Annotated in this window: 15 protein-coding genes; 4 read left to right on the top strand and 11 right to left on the bottom strand. The window is 48.8% G+C overall.

Annotation, left to right across the window (positions count from 1 at the left end; all coding sequences use genetic code 11):
• The 10 genes from ACFPOF_RS03480 to ACFPOF_RS03435 all read right to left on the bottom strand — a co-directional run.
• Positions 1–465: hypothetical protein (locus ACFPOF_RS03480; RefSeq protein WP_378129675.1), on the bottom strand; the 465-nt coding region annotated here is incomplete at its 3' end.
• A 784-nt stretch (positions 466–1,249) separates the two neighbouring features.
• A complete protein-coding gene (locus tag ACFPOF_RS03475; RefSeq protein ID WP_378129673.1) occupies positions 1,250–1,849 on the bottom strand; it encodes a hypothetical protein in 600 nt (199 codons plus the stop codon).
• 496 nt (positions 1,850–2,345) lie between these two features.
• Positions 2,346–4,001 carry an amidoligase family protein gene (locus ACFPOF_RS03470; protein WP_378129671.1) on the bottom strand — a complete coding sequence of 552 codons (1,656 nt, stop codon included), beginning with the start codon at positions 3,999–4,001 and terminating at the stop codon, positions 2,346–2,348.
• 11 nt (positions 4,002–4,012) lie between these two features.
• Complete coding sequence (locus ACFPOF_RS03465; protein WP_378129669.1) at positions 4,013–6,790, bottom strand: hypothetical protein; 2,778 nt, start codon at positions 6,788–6,790, stop codon at positions 4,013–4,015.
• Entirely contained in the window at positions 6,787–9,315 is a 2,529-nt protein-coding gene (locus ACFPOF_RS03460) for an ATP-binding protein (protein ID WP_378129667.1), read from the bottom strand. The genes ACFPOF_RS03465 and ACFPOF_RS03460 overlap by 4 nt, the downstream gene beginning before the upstream one ends.
• On the bottom strand, positions 9,312–9,962 hold the full coding sequence (locus ACFPOF_RS03455; RefSeq protein WP_378129665.1) for a hypothetical protein: 651 nt from the start codon (positions 9,960–9,962) through the stop codon (positions 9,312–9,314). Before ACFPOF_RS03455 ends, ACFPOF_RS03460 begins: the two co-directional genes overlap by 4 nt.
• Positions 9,963–9,965: 3 nt before the next feature.
• Positions 9,966–10,247, bottom strand: coding sequence for a hypothetical protein (locus ACFPOF_RS03450; protein WP_378129663.1), 282 nt, complete (start codon positions 10,245–10,247; stop codon positions 9,966–9,968).
• A gap of 2 nt (positions 10,248–10,249) precedes the next feature.
• The gene (locus tag ACFPOF_RS03445; RefSeq protein ID WP_378129662.1) at positions 10,250–10,930 is read right to left on the bottom strand and encodes a metal-dependent hydrolase; all 681 of its coding nucleotides are present in this window, start codon (positions 10,928–10,930) and stop codon (positions 10,250–10,252) included.
• Positions 10,927–11,736, bottom strand: coding sequence for a conjugal transfer protein (locus ACFPOF_RS03440; RefSeq protein ID WP_378129660.1), 810 nt, complete (start codon positions 11,734–11,736; stop codon positions 10,927–10,929). The genes ACFPOF_RS03445 and ACFPOF_RS03440 overlap by 4 nt, the downstream gene beginning before the upstream one ends.
• A gap of 2 nt (positions 11,737–11,738) precedes the next feature.
• Complete coding sequence (locus ACFPOF_RS03435) at positions 11,739–12,713, bottom strand: tyrosine-type recombinase/integrase (protein ID WP_378129658.1); 975 nt, start codon at positions 12,711–12,713, stop codon at positions 11,739–11,741.
• A gap of 424 nt (positions 12,714–13,137) precedes the next feature.
• Here ACFPOF_RS03435 and ACFPOF_RS03430 point away from each other — a divergent pair, with 424 nt between their 5' ends.
• Complete coding sequence (locus tag ACFPOF_RS03430) at positions 13,138–14,229, top strand: ParM/StbA family protein (RefSeq protein ID WP_378129656.1); 1,092 nt, start codon at positions 13,138–13,140, stop codon at positions 14,227–14,229.
• Between the two features lie 5 nt (positions 14,230–14,234).
• Positions 14,235–14,591 carry a hypothetical protein gene (locus ACFPOF_RS03425; protein WP_378129654.1) on the top strand — a complete coding sequence of 119 codons (357 nt, stop codon included), beginning with the start codon at positions 14,235–14,237 and terminating at the stop codon, positions 14,589–14,591.
• Positions 14,592–14,638: 47 nt separating this feature from the next.
• Here the strand turns inward: ACFPOF_RS03425 and ACFPOF_RS03420 are convergent, their stop codons facing one another.
• Positions 14,639–15,127: a hypothetical protein gene (locus ACFPOF_RS03420; RefSeq protein ID WP_378129652.1), complete on the bottom strand. Its 489-nt coding sequence runs from the start codon at positions 15,125–15,127 to the stop codon at positions 14,639–14,641.
• Between the two features lie 199 nt (positions 15,128–15,326).
• On the opposite strand from ACFPOF_RS03420, the gene ACFPOF_RS03415 reads away from it, so the two are divergent.
• Positions 15,327–15,779, top strand: coding sequence for a hypothetical protein (locus tag ACFPOF_RS03415; protein WP_378129650.1), 453 nt, complete (start codon positions 15,327–15,329; stop codon positions 15,777–15,779).
• The coding region (locus ACFPOF_RS03410) for a hypothetical protein (protein WP_378129648.1) at positions 15,679–16,137 on the top strand (459 nt) is incomplete at its 3' end. The genes ACFPOF_RS03415 and ACFPOF_RS03410, both read left to right, overlap by 101 nt.

Below are 16,137 nucleotides of genomic sequence, written 5' to 3'. Positions count from 1 at the left end.
CCAGTAGCCGGCGCGGACGTCTCGCCCAACCGTCCAGGCGTCGCCCATAGCGAGCAGCTGCTGCGGATCCGGACTGCCGGCGACCGCGGCGCCGATCGCGTGAGCTGAACCAGGCGCCAGGCTGAACGATCGCTTTGAGCAGATCCGGATCGTCGGCAGCCGGCGCGGACGTCCCGCCCACCGTCCAGGCGTCGCCCATTGCGATGCAGCTGCAGCGGATCCGGACTGCCGGCGACCACGGCGCCGATCGCGCGAGCTGAACACGACGCCTGGCTGAACGATCGCTTTGAGCAGATCCAGATTGCCGGCAGCTGTCGCGGACGTCTCGCCCATCGTCCAGGCGTCGCCCATAGCAAACAGCGGCCGCGGATCCGGACTGCCGGCGACCGCGGCGCCGATCGCGAGGCTGAACGATCGCTTGAGCAGATCCGGATCGCTGGCAGCCGGCGCGGAAGTCTCGCCCACCGGCAGTGCGTCGGCCAGGCTGAGCTCCTACAGCGAATCCCGATCGCCGGCACCACGCCGTCTCACACGCCGGTCGATGACCTTCCTCGTGTTCAGTCCACCAGCTCTTATAAGGGCAACAAAAAAAGCCCCTCGGATTGAATTATCCAAAAGGCTTTATCGCTTAAAATTGAATGTGAATGTCTGCCACTTTATCTTGTCAGGATCCGTATAAACAGCTCCAACAATTTGCTTCTGCTCTTGCATGATTCTTCTCGGAGTAATCATCCAAGAGAGATACCTAAACAGCGGAAACTGGTAAACCGTCAGTTCGATTCCGTCCATCCGAAATTTACCTAAGTCAGAATATGTGCTGCCCACCATAAAAGTATTTGTATTCCACCCTCGACTTGTTAGATTTCGGATGTCATCCCACCGAAATCTGAGCACTTCACGTCCCTTATGTAACTTCTTCAGGTACCGACGGTTAACGTGAATTTTCCAACATATCCGGACATCTTCAGGAATGTTTAGTGCCCTTCGCTTAACGGCGGGTATTAACCGGCTTGGAACGATTAGATAATACTTGAGCCCGATCTTTCGACAACGATGCCGGTAATACTCTTGCCTGCCAAACGTAAGGGCTATATATGCACAAAAGATGCAGAACAACCACTTCCACATGCCCCCAAGAGAAATAGCCGGAGCTGCAGTAAGAATGACTAGGCATATCGCAATAGCGGCGACGTCCTCATCGAATATCGTCATCCATCTTTCCCATTTGCTCAGTTGCATCAGAATTCACCTAATTGCGCTGGGCAAGCGGAATGTAATTCGGTTTCCAAGTTGGTTCATTCGAGAATTGTTCTGGTGTAACTTGTAAATACCCTGCCGGCGCCTCTGCACTGGCCACACCATTCATATTCTCGAAAATAGTCAGCGTTTTGGCCAGACGTTTCCTTTCCGCAGCGGTCAGACTTTCGTCTTTTACGTATAACTTCAAATAACCGCAGTTGATTAGACTAGCCATCGTTGTCCATTCATCCCAGAAGTCCAGGATCACCGGCTCTTTGTTTGTGAATTTCACGGCTGCAGCCTCTTCAGCTTCATCAGCATGCTGCCAGGTACCGTTGTCGAAGAAAAGCCCAACGCCAGAATAAACCTGTGCTCGAATCCCCATGGAACCTAAGTCATGGGATGCAACATCCTTCAGCTTTTTGGCCAGTTCAAATATTTGAGATTCGCGGTCTTCCGTGTCCGAATAAGTAGAATCGCAAAGCAAATCAAACAACGTTAACGCCATGTCTGATTCGCCTCTTGATCCTTCAAACAATTCAACGACATACCGCTTAGAAGGCGTTTCGCCTTGAGCTATCCATCTCCGTTGATCAATAAGTTTTTCCATGACCTACTCCCCCACTTTCAAAGATAATACTTCGTTCAATCTTTTGGTCAGAGCCGCCTGATCCTCATCGCTGTAACCACTCGACCGAAGCAATGTTGCAATGGCCGTCAGGATGTCCCTTAATACATCTACCCTGTGACGTTCCGGGAACTGCTTAGGTTCCCCATCCCGGAGTTTTGCGCACATATCTAGCCAATCCACAACATCTTGCGGGAGTGACATTCGGGTTTGTAAGGCGACAAGATTAAGAGCCTTTAAGTTCGGTCGCCCGGATCCTTCCCGGTGGCCGCCCTTTATGGATCTTGACCCTCTTCCTTCCTTGTCTGGTTGCTGCGGTGGAGACGCCAATTTCATCCCCTCCCGTTTGATTTAGATATGACTAAATCATAGTCATTACTATGATTTAGTCATTTGTATGGTTTTGTCATTACTATGATTTAGTTATGTCTATTTCAATAATACTGTCAAAACTTTGATTTTGCAATCACTAAATCAATCATGCGCGCCCCCGCGTGAATAACCAAGTCGCAGCCAGACGATCCTGGGCATTACCAAGCACATCGAGGAACTTCCGGAACTGGTCCGTTTCCATCTGATCATTACAACGATCCGATACCCTCAATTGATTGTGAGTTTGGAGCAACCCTGGCGTAAATCTCGCCTGTGGTGACTCGTTTCGAATAACAGCTGCCTGATGGACTATAGCATTGGCTACCTGAATCTGTGCTTGCCACTGTTTGGGATTGAGCGTCGAGTTAGGATAACGCATTTCCACTGTTGGCTTACGATTCCTGCTTGCGTCTACATTTGTAGTGTTGAAAATGGTATACCTTTGCCCGAATGCAGCACGCGCGCTTTCTGCGCTCGACGTAGAAGTTATTTGTTTTACAGAACTCGGAAAAGGTGCTGCATAGCCAGATCCCCGATGTTCACCACGTGTACCGTTACGGGCGAAGGTATCTGCGTCTGCTCCACCCATTCTATAGATGTTGTGTTCATAGGCAAGCCCAATACGGGCGAGACGCTGCCAAGAATAGGTTCTATGATCCAGTGGCGCAATCCCCACATGAATATGCCCACCCGTATTATCGTTTGTACGTGCACCAAGATCTCTTAGAATCTGCGTCGCCTTTTCGATTTTCTCCCAAGATTCACGGTTATCAAACATGACTGGGGATACAAGCTCGAGCCCATGGGATAAAGATCCATCCGTTTCTAGGCGGAAGTAGCCCGGGCCGACCCGACCGTCCCCGCCGTGATATCCGAAATAATTTGGCCTATCGATGATATCAGCTCTGTAAAGAGCCTGGGCTACATGGTCGTAGCTTACATTTCTCGGAAGTTCGAACTCTATTTCCATACCAAACGAGTTTCCAGTACCACCAAGTACGTTTTCGTACTGGTATTCCCAATCCCCCTGTGCCTGCTCCTGCAGTTGCTGCCATGCCTCATCGTCTTCGGACATGTACACGCCATCGAAAGCGCGGTTTTCTCTCCAGACGTTTAGCACGCCCTCACGCGCTTCTTCTTCTACCCAATTGATATCTGCAAAGCGCTGGGTTACACGCTCATGGAGAGCACGATCAACTGCTTGAATAATAACCGGTTCAACACGATCTGTTTCGGCTGCAGCTGCCGGTGCCGGCTCCTGCGTCCTGCCACGTGCAAGCCGTAGGGCGTCGATGTGTCGGCAGGTTTGTTCGGTACCCTGCAACCGATTACGATGATGCGGGCAGCTGCAGGATGTATCTGTAACGTCGTACGTATGTCCCGACTCCGAAGTAATCCGAGCGCGATGAGCATCTGAAAACTCGACCCGCATCTGCTCTTCCCGGCCACGAGTAGCCGACCACATTTGAACAGTACGATCCTCTGGTACCGGCGGCACTGCATCAACTGGTGCAGCACCGCGACGTGACCTACTTATGCGCTCCCGATAAGCTTGCTGGGATGCAAGGATCATCTGATTTTCTAACGTTCCAGTATCCAGCTGCCGGCCGATCGTCCGCGCGTACGCCAGTGCCTCTTCGAAAATGGCCCCGAATCGCCGTGCGCATACCGGGCCCATCGAAACACTAACCGAGCGTGCGTTAGTCAATTTGCGATTGCAAATCCGACAATTGCTAAATCGTGGTTGAGTTTCAGCTGGCACAACCGCACCCCCTATGTCTTATCGCTAGTTTGTTTTTTGTTGTTCACTCCGGTCTTTGGCGTCTTGGCTCCTGTACCGGCTTCCGATTTTTTCTCCGCTTTTTGGCGTCGCGAGACGCCAGCTCTGCCTCCCGGAGTTCCTTGAGGGATTCCAGCAGAATCCTCGTCAGTTTTCGCATTAGAAACTGTTGGTTCCTTCCCCACTGGTTGCGCCGCCTGCCCTGGGGTTCCTTCTGGCTGAATTTGAGGCCCGCCTTGCACGTGCCTGCTCTCTACGCCGTGACTACCTCCCGTAGGCACTGTGGGGCTCTGAGAGGCATCTGACGGTCTGCTAGAGTTGTTCCGGACTTGTACATCCCCTCCAGGCGCTTCCTTGGTTGTGGAGGTCACCCGCGGTGTCTCTGTGGTTGCAGCAACCTCGTTTTGGTTTTCAAGCTCCTCAGATGCGGATGACGACACTTTCGACGTTCCCGATTGGGACTGATCGCTTGAGCTCTTTCCTCGATCGTTGCTGGCCTCTTTTTGGGATCCTCCCTCTGGATTCCGAACCTTAGCTTCGACCGAGCTGTCTACTCGATCCTTACTAAGTTCTTTTTTGCCCCCACCGTCAGACGCCTGGATAGCCGTTACCGGTTCAGAAGGATTACCCTTAGTTCTTGTAGACTCCCCTTCCTGGTCTCCATAAAGACGCTCTACGCGTTCTATTTCTCTAGCTTTGTGGATCGCATTTTGTTCAGATTCTGCTAAAGCGATTCTCACTGAAGGGGAATTTGCCGCAGCTGCAATGGCTTCAGCTGCAACCTTAGATTCGAAGCCCTTTGAAGTGTCAGGATTGGCATCCACCCGATCAGCTGTCGCAGGCTTGGCTGTTACGTTTGCCTCCGTTGACCCGTGCTGCTCTCTCTCAGCTTCTCGCGAATTCATTCCTCCACTCAAACCGCCTTGCGCAGAAGCCTCTGATTGCTCGTTACCGGACCCGGCATATCGATCTGTATTTCTTTTGGCTGGAGCACTGCTGCCTGCAGGTTCAACTGGCTTGGTTTCTACACGTCCCACCGGCCCCCCAGCACTCTCAACAGAGGCTCCAGCTCTATCCCGCGAGCTATTCTCTGGCCGTTCGTTCTCTCCCCCATTGTGTTGGAGCGCGAGCTTTACCGGCATGTCTTTACGTCTTTCTTTTGTCTCCCTTGCAGCCATCTGTTCAGCAGGTGGATTGGCCCGATCGCCACGTGTACCGGAAGAACGTCTACCCGAATCGGAATCATTTGCAGCCGGCGCATCTGCCCGATCGTTACGGCCTCGATTCCTCGATTGCCGTGAGCTAGAGCCACGCGAAGGACGATCGTCTTCTTCCTCATCCTCGTCGTCGTACTCATCATCATCGTCGTCTTCATCGGCATAGCGACCCTTATTCCGTTTCCGGCGCCTTTTTACCCGATCAAACATGCGTTGTCCCCTTCTGGCAATCGGGTTCATGACGTCATTCATTGGCTTGAGTGCCCCAACACCTTGCATCTTCATAAGGATGACAAAGAACATCACGGTCGCCGCGATAAAGACGAGCGCCAGGAGGAACATTCCCCCGAGAAAACTGTATTTTGAGGATCCATCGTTTGCCGTAATAAGATGACTGACGATGAAAACAACCGCAACATACAAGTTAATAAAAATAATGGCCATGAAAATGCCCGCGATTCTTGTCAGATACCTCAGTACCGCGATGTCTTGGCTAGGAATTAGACTAAGGGGTAGGACAATGATGGCAGCTACCAACAGCCCGAGTAAATATACCCCCAGACAAATCAATATGGCACCGATTATTGCAAAGAAAAGTAGTGCAAAAATTGCAACGATGACTTGAAACAGCGCAATGAGACATCGAAAAAAACCATCATCCGCAAAGTCATAATTGGACTCATATCGCTCGGCATAATAATCTAGTAAATCCTCACGTTCATCCGACTTGGAAGAGAACCAGAGCATAACATCGCCCCATCTTTGGCCGGCCACAGCCTGGTAAGGGGAGATGATTTTATTCACTTTTTCGATTTCGTCTTTTGTTATTTTGATGTTGGCATCAGCAATTTGCCCAATCGCATAAGGCTGGTAGACAAGGAGCTCCCAGGATTCCTCATACAGATACCGATTCGAGGAATCCCGCGTACTAGCGGGCGTGCCAGGCGCTTTGTTCTCTTCGTCCGCAAACACGAGAACGACCTTTGTTGCAATCCAATTACCGAATTCACCAACGGCCGTAAGCGTCTTAACAACGGTTGTTGTTGGCGCCGCAAAAGAAATGCCGATAATTGCAAGTGTGATACCGATGATCACAAAACGTCTGACGGAAGTGCCAACCGCCCCCTTTATATAGTCCTTAGCGAATATAAAAAATGCGCCCAGAACTATGATCGGCATCATCAGATGCACGAATGGCCAGCCCTTCTCTTGCATTCGTTCAGCGATTTTTTCGATCGGCGCATTCAGAAAGGTTGGATGCATGCCTAAATCAAGCAGCATAATCCCAAGCCGCAAAAGCACAGTCCCCAGCATCAGAATCCAGGACGCAACCATGCTGATCGGATTGCTGAAAAGCCCACCCGTCCCCCAAACGTAAAAGTGAACGGGGGGATAGTCGAATCCCTCAATGGGAGGAAATAAACTAAATGTTGTATAATCCGGCTTGATGACTGTCCCCGGCTGTTGCGTAGCTGCAGCGAAAGCCACAGAGGAAACGGCCAGGAACGCAATGACGAGCATTGCTATCCCAAGCCGTTTTACCCCTTTCTTCATGCGCTCCTACCTCCTCCGTCTTTCTTTTGCTCTTCAGGTGTTGACTCCAGATAGTACATGAGTTCCGGATCCAGTGGACGCACTCGTATTTCACCTATGTTTCCTTCCGGATCCTTTACCAAACCAATACCGTTTTTGTACACAACGCTAAACTGCTGTACCCAATCCTTTGCTCGCTCCTCAGTCATGCCCATCAACTTTAATGCGGACGCCACTTGATCTTGGGAATCCAGGCGCAAGATAATTTTCCAACTGAAAAGTCCAGTAACATCATCCGAGTCGTCCGACTCATCTTCTTCTGGATCGGTTGGATTTTGCGTTGATAGAATTACGGTCATATTGGTGAACCGAGAAAACCGAATTGCTTTCTCTACAAGCGCCTTCCCACCTGGGAATGATTTAAGAATCCAGTATTCTTCAAGGTCCAAAAATTTCAGCACATAGGGTGGAAGGCTCATAAGCTGCTCTAGTCCAAGTGATGAAGTTGCATACTTCAATGCAGCGGAGATTCGTTCATCATCGCTCCACTCAGCAACAGACTTCTTTCGCCGGTCAGGAATTACAAGCCCCCGCGTTATCGCGATAAGAACCTTACGATCAAACAGAGATTCGCCTGTGTCATCGCCATACATCAAAGAGCCAATGAGATTGTGACGAAACTTTTTTATGTGACCGAGGCACATTTCGGCCTCATATTTATGAGTGTCTTTTGGGTGATTTTCCGAAATCCACTCCATCTCAACCTCAAAATGATTCATATCCCATTTTTCACCGCGGTAAAGGCGAACCAATGCCTCGTCAATTACAAAACCCCGCACCTCGTTTGTCGCCGATCCATTTGGATTAAGCATGAGCTCCATAATGGTCGTTGCCGCACTAACTCGTTGACTCTCATCTTTAGAAAGTCGAAATGGGGTAAATCTTGTTGCGGATCCTGGCGTAAAGGAAACCATACGTCCCTCTTTTGAGATAGTCGGATGTTCGAAGAACCGATCAAAATCCCCTTTAGGATCTTCAATATAGCCGTAAGCGCCCCATTCAACCATCATGTCAATGATATATTTAGCTGTCGCCGTTTTTCCCGATCCGGGGACGCCCACAATGAGAATCGTAGATGCGCGGTTCAGCGACTTATCCATTGCCGGCCGTTTCGGATTCATAAAGACCGGGCGGCGCGTTCCTAGCATTTCTCCTAAATAGAACCCGGTCGGATCTCCCAGCTTTCGTACGCCGAAGGGTACACCGGCACCAATGGTTCCGGGCTCCATTGGAATCTCCCAGCGCTGCGGGAGTGACTTTTTCGCGAACGGGTAAAAATGCTGGAACATTTTTTGTTGGTCTCCCGGGGAATTAGCCACGATGACATCTAGCTTATCCGCTTCTTCAGCAAGCTTCTTTTTCCGGGATCGTAATTGCTCTGGTGACGAAGCGCCTATAGCAAATACACCGGTCATATATACAAGAGGCATTTTGGTTTGCCGGAACTTCCGTAGCACATCGTTTATGCCATCAAGATCCTCGATGATTTCCTCGGGAACTTCTTGCTTGCCCCCCACCCATTCTTTTACTTGCTGCCAAACGACTTTTCGCCTTCTCTTTACTTTCTTCTTTGCATCCTCATGCGCTTCGAGCGTTATTTTCAATGCTGTGTCGACTGGGAAATCGAGTTTTTCGACAGTGCCGTAAATCCACTCATACCCGGTTGGATCATGTTCGTCGATGTCAGGCGGAACGGATAGGATCGGCATATAAGAATGGTAAGCAGTGCCCTCGTCCGTTAGCGTCGCCATATAATCCAAATGCTCTTTTGTTAGTTTGGACAACGTAACAAGTGACGCTTTGATCGGCAAAACCCTTCTCACTTCATCCTGCCCAGTTCGCACTTGTGTCGGGAACGGATCCGGTAGTAGTAACTCCGGATCCGAAATACCGCGATGATACCCCTTTTTCAGCCACCATTCGCACTCGCGCATCGTGGCCTTTCGGACACGTTTAAACCCCGACAACTTATCCAACATTTCATCGGATTGCTCCTGCATCGACTCTAAAAATTGCATTGTATACATCAAATCACGACCAAAGACCGGTCGCATAAGACGTTCAGCAACGTCCCTAATGCCTTGCCAAGCGTTCATACCCACTTCTTTGATATAACGTATCTTGTCCTGGTCGTAATAGATGGACATCCGCTTTTTTAGCGGCAGAACGACATAATTAACCCGGTGATATGGCAGCTCTTTCTCCAGGTGCTCGCGTGCATATCCTACTTGTCTTACCCAACCAGGGGAACTAGAAAACTCCATCATCTGCTCTGCCACCTGATCGGCCGAATACTGTTTGGCAAGCAAATAGACATACATCTCTCCTACGATGCCGTATAGCGCCTTAGCGACCTCTTCAATCGCCCCAATCTTGATATTCTTATTCTGAAATGCATAGGGGACGGGCTCAATGATGTAAACCGCGTAGGGAGCCCCTGTGTCATCGAAGACAACATTCCCTTGTAATAAAGATATTGGGATCAATCCAGGTCCTCCTCATCGCGTAATGATGGCGGCTGTCTACGGGCTTCCGTCTGTACTGGGACAATCTTTTTGCCTTCAACTTGATACTCTCCTGGTTCTAATCGCTTCCCAGACTTCGTAAATAAGATCTTGTCCCCTCTTACCTTTACAGCCGCCGCACTCGTGAGGGTAAATCGCTTCACCCCCACGCCTACCGCTGGTAGCGATCCGCATTCCCGCTCATCGAACCTATACGTTCTGATTTGTACATTTTTGTGCGTTTGGAGTTCAATTCGTGTAGTATCCCAACCATCATGCCAGCTGTTAACTGTTGATCGCAGGATGAAGCCAACAAGTGTCCCCAAGTATTGAAGCGGTGTTTTCCCTGCAGCTTCTTTTTTGTGCAACCAAAAAGCCAAAGCAGCAGACATAAGGAACCCTTCTATCCATTTCAATATTGGATTTTCGATGTGCAGAAATGCGCTGATGAACAAATTGGGTAAAGGTGCAATGATGAATACCGTTATTGGCAGAGAGAGTGCGATGATGATTACCACATCCAATGTGATCGTGCACCACTCCGGGAGCACGACTCGATGAACACCTGTGCCTAGCGACGAAACTTCCGCCCTCACACGGAAAATCTCTTTGTATGTGCGATAGGCCATAACTTATTTACCACTTCCGCCAGATGAGCCGCCGCCTTTAAGATCAAACAATCCAGTGAGTGAATTCGCAGCATTCGCGATATTTGTAAACCCGATAAACGCAGCTAACAACACCACGCCGACTCCAGCTGTAATGATCATTTGCCCCATTTGGCCTTGGCTGTAATTTTTTGTTGCCCGGACTGCCATGACGACGCAGACAACCATAAAAATAATTTTCATAATAATTGTAAACACGTTGTCGATGATCACAATTCCAGTAAGTTGATATGACCAGCTTCCCATCGTTAATTCCTCCCGAATATGTGTTTTGGAAAATTCAATACTGTATTAGTGCCGTTCACTGAAGCATGAACAGCGCGGACAACTGGTTTCCATATAGTTGATGTGTGTTGCACGAGCCAATGGTGAAGCCTTCCAATTGGCTCACCTATGATTGGAGAATGCGAGAAAACGTCTAGCATCGTGTTGATCAGAAGCCCGTAGAACGATATAGACAGCACTGCATGAATGAGTGTTTGTCCAATACTATGGTCATCCGAAGAGACGGCCATGAAGGAAGGGAGCAATTTAAAATCTAACTTCCACGGGTAGAGGAGCATGACCCCAGCTGCATTAAACAAATCCAAAAATATATGCGAGGCATAGCCAAGTATAATGGCCCAGACATAGACGTCCGGCAGCGGTATCACATATTGGAACAGCAGATAGAACAGAATTAGTGCTGGAATGGAGTGGGTAGGGCCTCGATGAGGGACACCCACACGGCTCAAACCTTCCGAGAATGCACGGAATGGCTGATGTTGCGTAAAGTAGGATCCTGGTTTGTCCAAGTCAGGAAACATAGCCGCGCCATAACCGCACATCATAACCCCTATGGTCTGGAAAGAGAATGCCGGCACGTGATGGTAGAGCAAGGCCCCCTGAGCGATTACTATGCCTGCAAGGTGATGCACCTTATGGTTCATACATTTGCCCTCACAACGTAATATTTTTCACCCTCTTGCTTCACCCACAAGTAAACCTGCAATGATGTTTCTTGCCCTATCTGTACGTCATTCACCTTCATTACGATATCAACAGCGTAGTCTGCCAAATCTACATTGCTCGGCTCCCGGATCCGAACGTCCTGAATCGATAAAAACTCATATTCGCCTTTGTACGCCACAATCTGAGAATCAGGTTTTAGAAGCGTTTGAACACTCCGCAAGTCTCCGCTTAGTAATGCCGGCAAAAAGACTTGTAGGGTTGGTTTAATGCTTGAGGCGGCTGTTTCTTGCATTTTGTCCATGACTGGCCTTGGATCACCCGTAGCCGGTAAGATCGTTTGCAGCGGCATGCGTTCAACTACGTATTCGCCACCACCAGCAGGCACAAAGAATACTGTCAGCTTGTATCTTCGACTCACCTCCTCTTCTTTCTCTTCCACTTTCGCAACAATTCGCGTAATTGCCGTTACATCGACATAGGCTCGATTGCCTGAGAAGTAGGGCGTGCCTGACTCCACATACTCAACCGACTGTTTACCCGAAACTAAGTAAGGGACGACACTAGGCGCAATTTCCCCCATTTCCTTTTGCCTTTGGTCTAATGGCTTGTCCCAATCCAGGTAGAGCCTGGAGAAGTGCTCAGCCTCCATTTGCATAGCATGGTAATCTGGGATGTTTGTTTCCGGATCCGACCGAAACCCACCGGTCAACACGTTTAATCCTGCAATACAGCCAAAAAACAATAGGATATAAACTACGATGCTTACCAGTCTTCGAATTCTCATGTTTAGCTCCTTCCTGCATTTATTGGCAGCTCTCGCAGCTGCCAAGGATTTATCATCGTTTCGGGTTGCACATATTTCGACTGGGCTGTGCCCAGCATGGAAAGAACAAACTGTGTATCGTTATTCGTCGCCTTCAGCAGCCACTTGGCGAACGTGTGCCTCAGTATTTCAGGTGTAATTTTAAGACCAGGCAAATAATACGACTCGATCATCAACGAGATCGTACGCCTTCCCATCCGCAAGCCATTACGCGACACGAATAATGGCGCCTCTCTTTTCTCCGCATCATTTAACTTCCTCAAATCACGCCGGTGGGCGATCCAAAGCTTCAGTGATTCTCGAAGTGAGTCGGCCATAGGCATCCATTGGCTCCCGTTCCAAATCGCATTCCGTCGAAAATTCACATCACCAACATTTAACTGACTTACCTGGGATACCTTAAAACCGGTGTAAACGAAGGTTTCAATGATCGTTACGTCTCTGCGATACAGATCAGCCCGACCAGATATGCTTTTCATAGTGGCCAGCAACTGTGAAAACTGCTCATGTGTAAGCCATGGTGTCGCAGCGACGGTAACATTGGGATGTTGCGGTATGAAGTTAATCTTCTTGTCATTGCCGGTTAAATAACGCGAGAATGCTTGTCCAGCTGCCTTGTGTACACCTTTCGTTGAATTGCCACTTCCAGACCTATCGTTCTGAATCCACTTTTGATAATTGCCGGCGAATTCATCCGGATTAACAGTGCCATAATTACTAGAAATGAAGCGTTCTATAGTGCGCATATAAGTTGTTATAGTCGCTTCTGTTTTTCCATGAGACTTGAGGTATATTGCAAAGGACTCAATCACTATATCACCGGGCCTTTCGCGTGGTTCTAATGTCATTGTATCACATAAAATGTTCCAAATGACGACAAAAACTAACACTTCACAAAAATGAATTAATGGGTAGTTTGCATCAAGAAAACCGCGCAAAATCAACGTTTTCTAATTTTTAAATATTTCCGACACATTTTTTGTTCATAATTTACTAGTCTTGCAGCCTTAATTTCATTTTTAGATACAAATGTGAGTATGAGTCCTTAGTATTGATCACAATAAAAACGCGCACGATCGTGCGCATTTATTCTCATTTAAGTGACTTTCTTACTTCTATGTACTTCGCTACCAGATTGGCTGCTTTCATATCACGGTCGGCCCCATCGAGTGTGTAACGATTGTGTATTGTGTGTAATGATTGTGTATTGGTTATTACACATTAACGGCCACATATTACACACTTTCGTTGTCGAATTTTGTGTTATTACACACTTTCTCTATCATATTGCACAATCTATGAAGTCGTGGTATGATCGGGTTGTGTAATAATTCGAGAATAATGTGTAGTGGAGGGGTTCGAGTGACGAAGAAGAATGTTGTACCCGTTTATGTAGTGGCAATGGATCCGGGGAATGGTGGAAACAAGATCACTTCAGACTTTGTAAAACGCGCTTACACGGAGGCAGTGTTAGGTCGGTACGAAAAGCCGACAACGAAAAGCAGAATGTCCCGACAATCCGAGGGAATGTCTTATCGAGTAGAACAGGATCCCCAACTCTGGGTTGCTGGCTATAAGGCAATCCAAGAGAATAAACTTGACCCTATTCCACTTCACTCCCGAAACAGCCTTAGCCGTTACTCTCAGCCAATGTTCGCAGTATATGCAAAAATCGGCCTAGCCAAAGCCTTAGAAGGCGCACCTGATATGATTCCGATTCTATTAATCACATCGACACCTGCGAACGATTTTCATAACGAGAACGTACGGAACCAGCTCAGTAAAGTGCTAAACGACTTGCATAAAGTCGAAGTAAACGGCGAACGAAAAGTAATAAACGTGGTTCAGTACGAACCAATGAGTGAAACTGAAGCAATTCTCTACGATCTTTACTTCGACGAAAACGGCAATGTAGCAGACGAGAAGATCATGGACGAGGATATCCTGGTAATCAATGCAGGATACGGGACAACCGACCTTAGCCGGTACAGCAACATGGAGTACATAAAAATGCCTAAAGAGACCCTTCTGACCTCATTCTTGGATGTATACAAACGATGCGCATCCTGGTTGGCCTCAACGCTTCAAAAGCCGATCGATGTGCAAGACGTAGCGCTCCAGTTAGAGGCACAACGAGATAAACAAACAAAGACATTCAAATACGTCAATGACGTTGTGCCAGGCTTCAACGACATTTATAATCAAGCCGTAAAAGGGGTATTTGCAGACCTACTCTCAGAACTGAACGGAATTATCGATGATCCTGATTTGTTTGCACGTATTGTTGTCGTCGGAGGACCGATCGAAGAATGGGGCGACCTGTTCCGGGAATGGAACAATAAACGGGTTCAAATTCCGGAAGATCCGCAGTTTGCCCCAGTTCGCGGCATGTATAAATTCGGTAAATTCTTCGTACTGCCCAATCAAAATGAAGCTGCCAGCGCAAAGGGATGATCTAAATGGCTCGAATACAACTACTTGCGAATCCTGAAATCGAAAAATGGTGGCAGGATCACGAGGCAGATGGGAAGCGCCAGGAGAAACTGCGACAAGCTACCGAAATTGGACTATCCGTATTGACCGGCAAGAAAATAGCAATCGATGCTGATAGGGCTAAACTCTACCAGGCTCTCGAAACCTTGATTTCTTCCGGTTTGATTTCGACAAGTGGACTTCCAATCAATCAAGAACTACCTGAATCTGTCGCTCCTGAAGTTATGCCGGTAAAAGTTGCAACGGAGGATTCAAATACAGAAAAGAAGCCGGACCTTAACCGATTAAAAAATTTAAGACAATCCACTTTGAATCATAGCTAAAAGAAAAAGCCGCGCTGTTCCTCCTTAGGAAAAGCGTGGCTTTTTAGCTATTTTGGAAGTTTCGCTTTATGGGAATACTTTTCTGCATAGAAAAGGTCCCACAATAGACGATGTATAAGCCAATTCCGGCCCGATTTACGAAGCATTCCTGCTTCCTTAAAAGCGGATAACGGGTCTGCCGGGCTTGTGGCATGTTGCTTGATAGTACCTTCAGGAATTTCATACTTTTCCTCAAACTCACTTGCAACCAGCATTTCAGATATCGTTCGCATGCAAAGTGCACAAATATGAACCCCTAGTCGAATCGTTTTGCAATTATTCTTATCCTCGAAACGACTGCATTGTATACACTTCAAGGCATCCAAACTTTTACTCTGTAATCTGCTAAGCTTAATTCCATACTGAGCGATTTCGCTTTCTACCTGCGAAACAAAGGACTTCGCTAAGATATCATCCCCAACCAAAGGTAGCAGATCCGCTTTCAACTTCTCCAGGCTTTCCACCCGTTCCACGTAACTTCTCGTAATATAATCCACTATTCACCCCTCCATATCCTTTAACGGATAGATTAACAGAAGAAGAATCCTATTTAGGATATTATAGATTTACCCAGGAGTGAATGTAAAATCCTTTATCGGATATAATTCAAAAAACTTAATCCGCATTCGATAAAACGTTTCATTATTGAGCTGTTTTTATCTTTTTTTCTAGCTGATGTTGAGGGGAAAACCCTTGATGCTACGCGGTAAACTGAAAATCAACCATAACATTGCCGTTTTGGCAGCCTTATGTTTGAAAATCAGCCTGCATACGGTGATTCGAATGCTGCTACGGCTCGTCCAGGCGTCGCGCAGAGAGGCAGGAGGGACGCCGGCGCAAGGATGGGGCCGGATCTGCTGCTATGGCTCATCCAGGCAGAGCTCAGAGAGGCAGGAGGGACGCTGGCGCAAGGATGTGCCGGATCTGCTGCTATGGCTCGTCCAGGCGGAGCTCAGAGAGGCAGGAGGGACGCCGGCGCAAGGATGTGCCGGATCTGCTGCTATGGCTCGTCCTGGCGGTGCACAGAGAGGCAGGAGGACGCCGGCGCATGAAGGGGCTGGATCTGCTGCTATGGCTCATCCAGGCGGCCGCACAAAGAGGCAGGAAGGACACTGGCGCAAAGATGGTCGGACATGCTGCTATGCCTAATCCAGTCGGCCGTACAGAGAGGCAGGAGGGACACTGGCGCTGGCGGTGCTCAGAGAGGCAGGAGGGACGCCCGCAGCGGCTGACAGTGATCCGGATCCGCTGCAGCTGTTCACAGAGCGACGACCGAGCGGAAGGCAGGACATCCGCGGCCGGCTGCCGGCGATCCGGATATGCACCAAGCGTCGTTCATCCTGGCGTCGTGTTCAGCTCGCTTGATCGGCGCCACGGTCGCGGCAGTCCGGATCCGCAGCAGCTGCTCGCAATGGGCGACGCCTGGTCGGTGGGCGAGACGTCCGCGACGGCTGCCGGCATTCCGGATCTGCTCCAAGCGATCCTTCAGCATGGCGCCTGGACCAGC

Origin of the sequence: Cohnella soli (genome assembly GCF_042655525.1) — a bacterium.
GTDB lineage: Bacteria > Bacillota > Bacilli > Paenibacillales > Paenibacillaceae > Cohnella > Cohnella soli.
The sequence above is the reverse complement of the archived record's forward strand: the minus strand, read 5'-3'. Positions and strand labels throughout refer to the sequence as shown.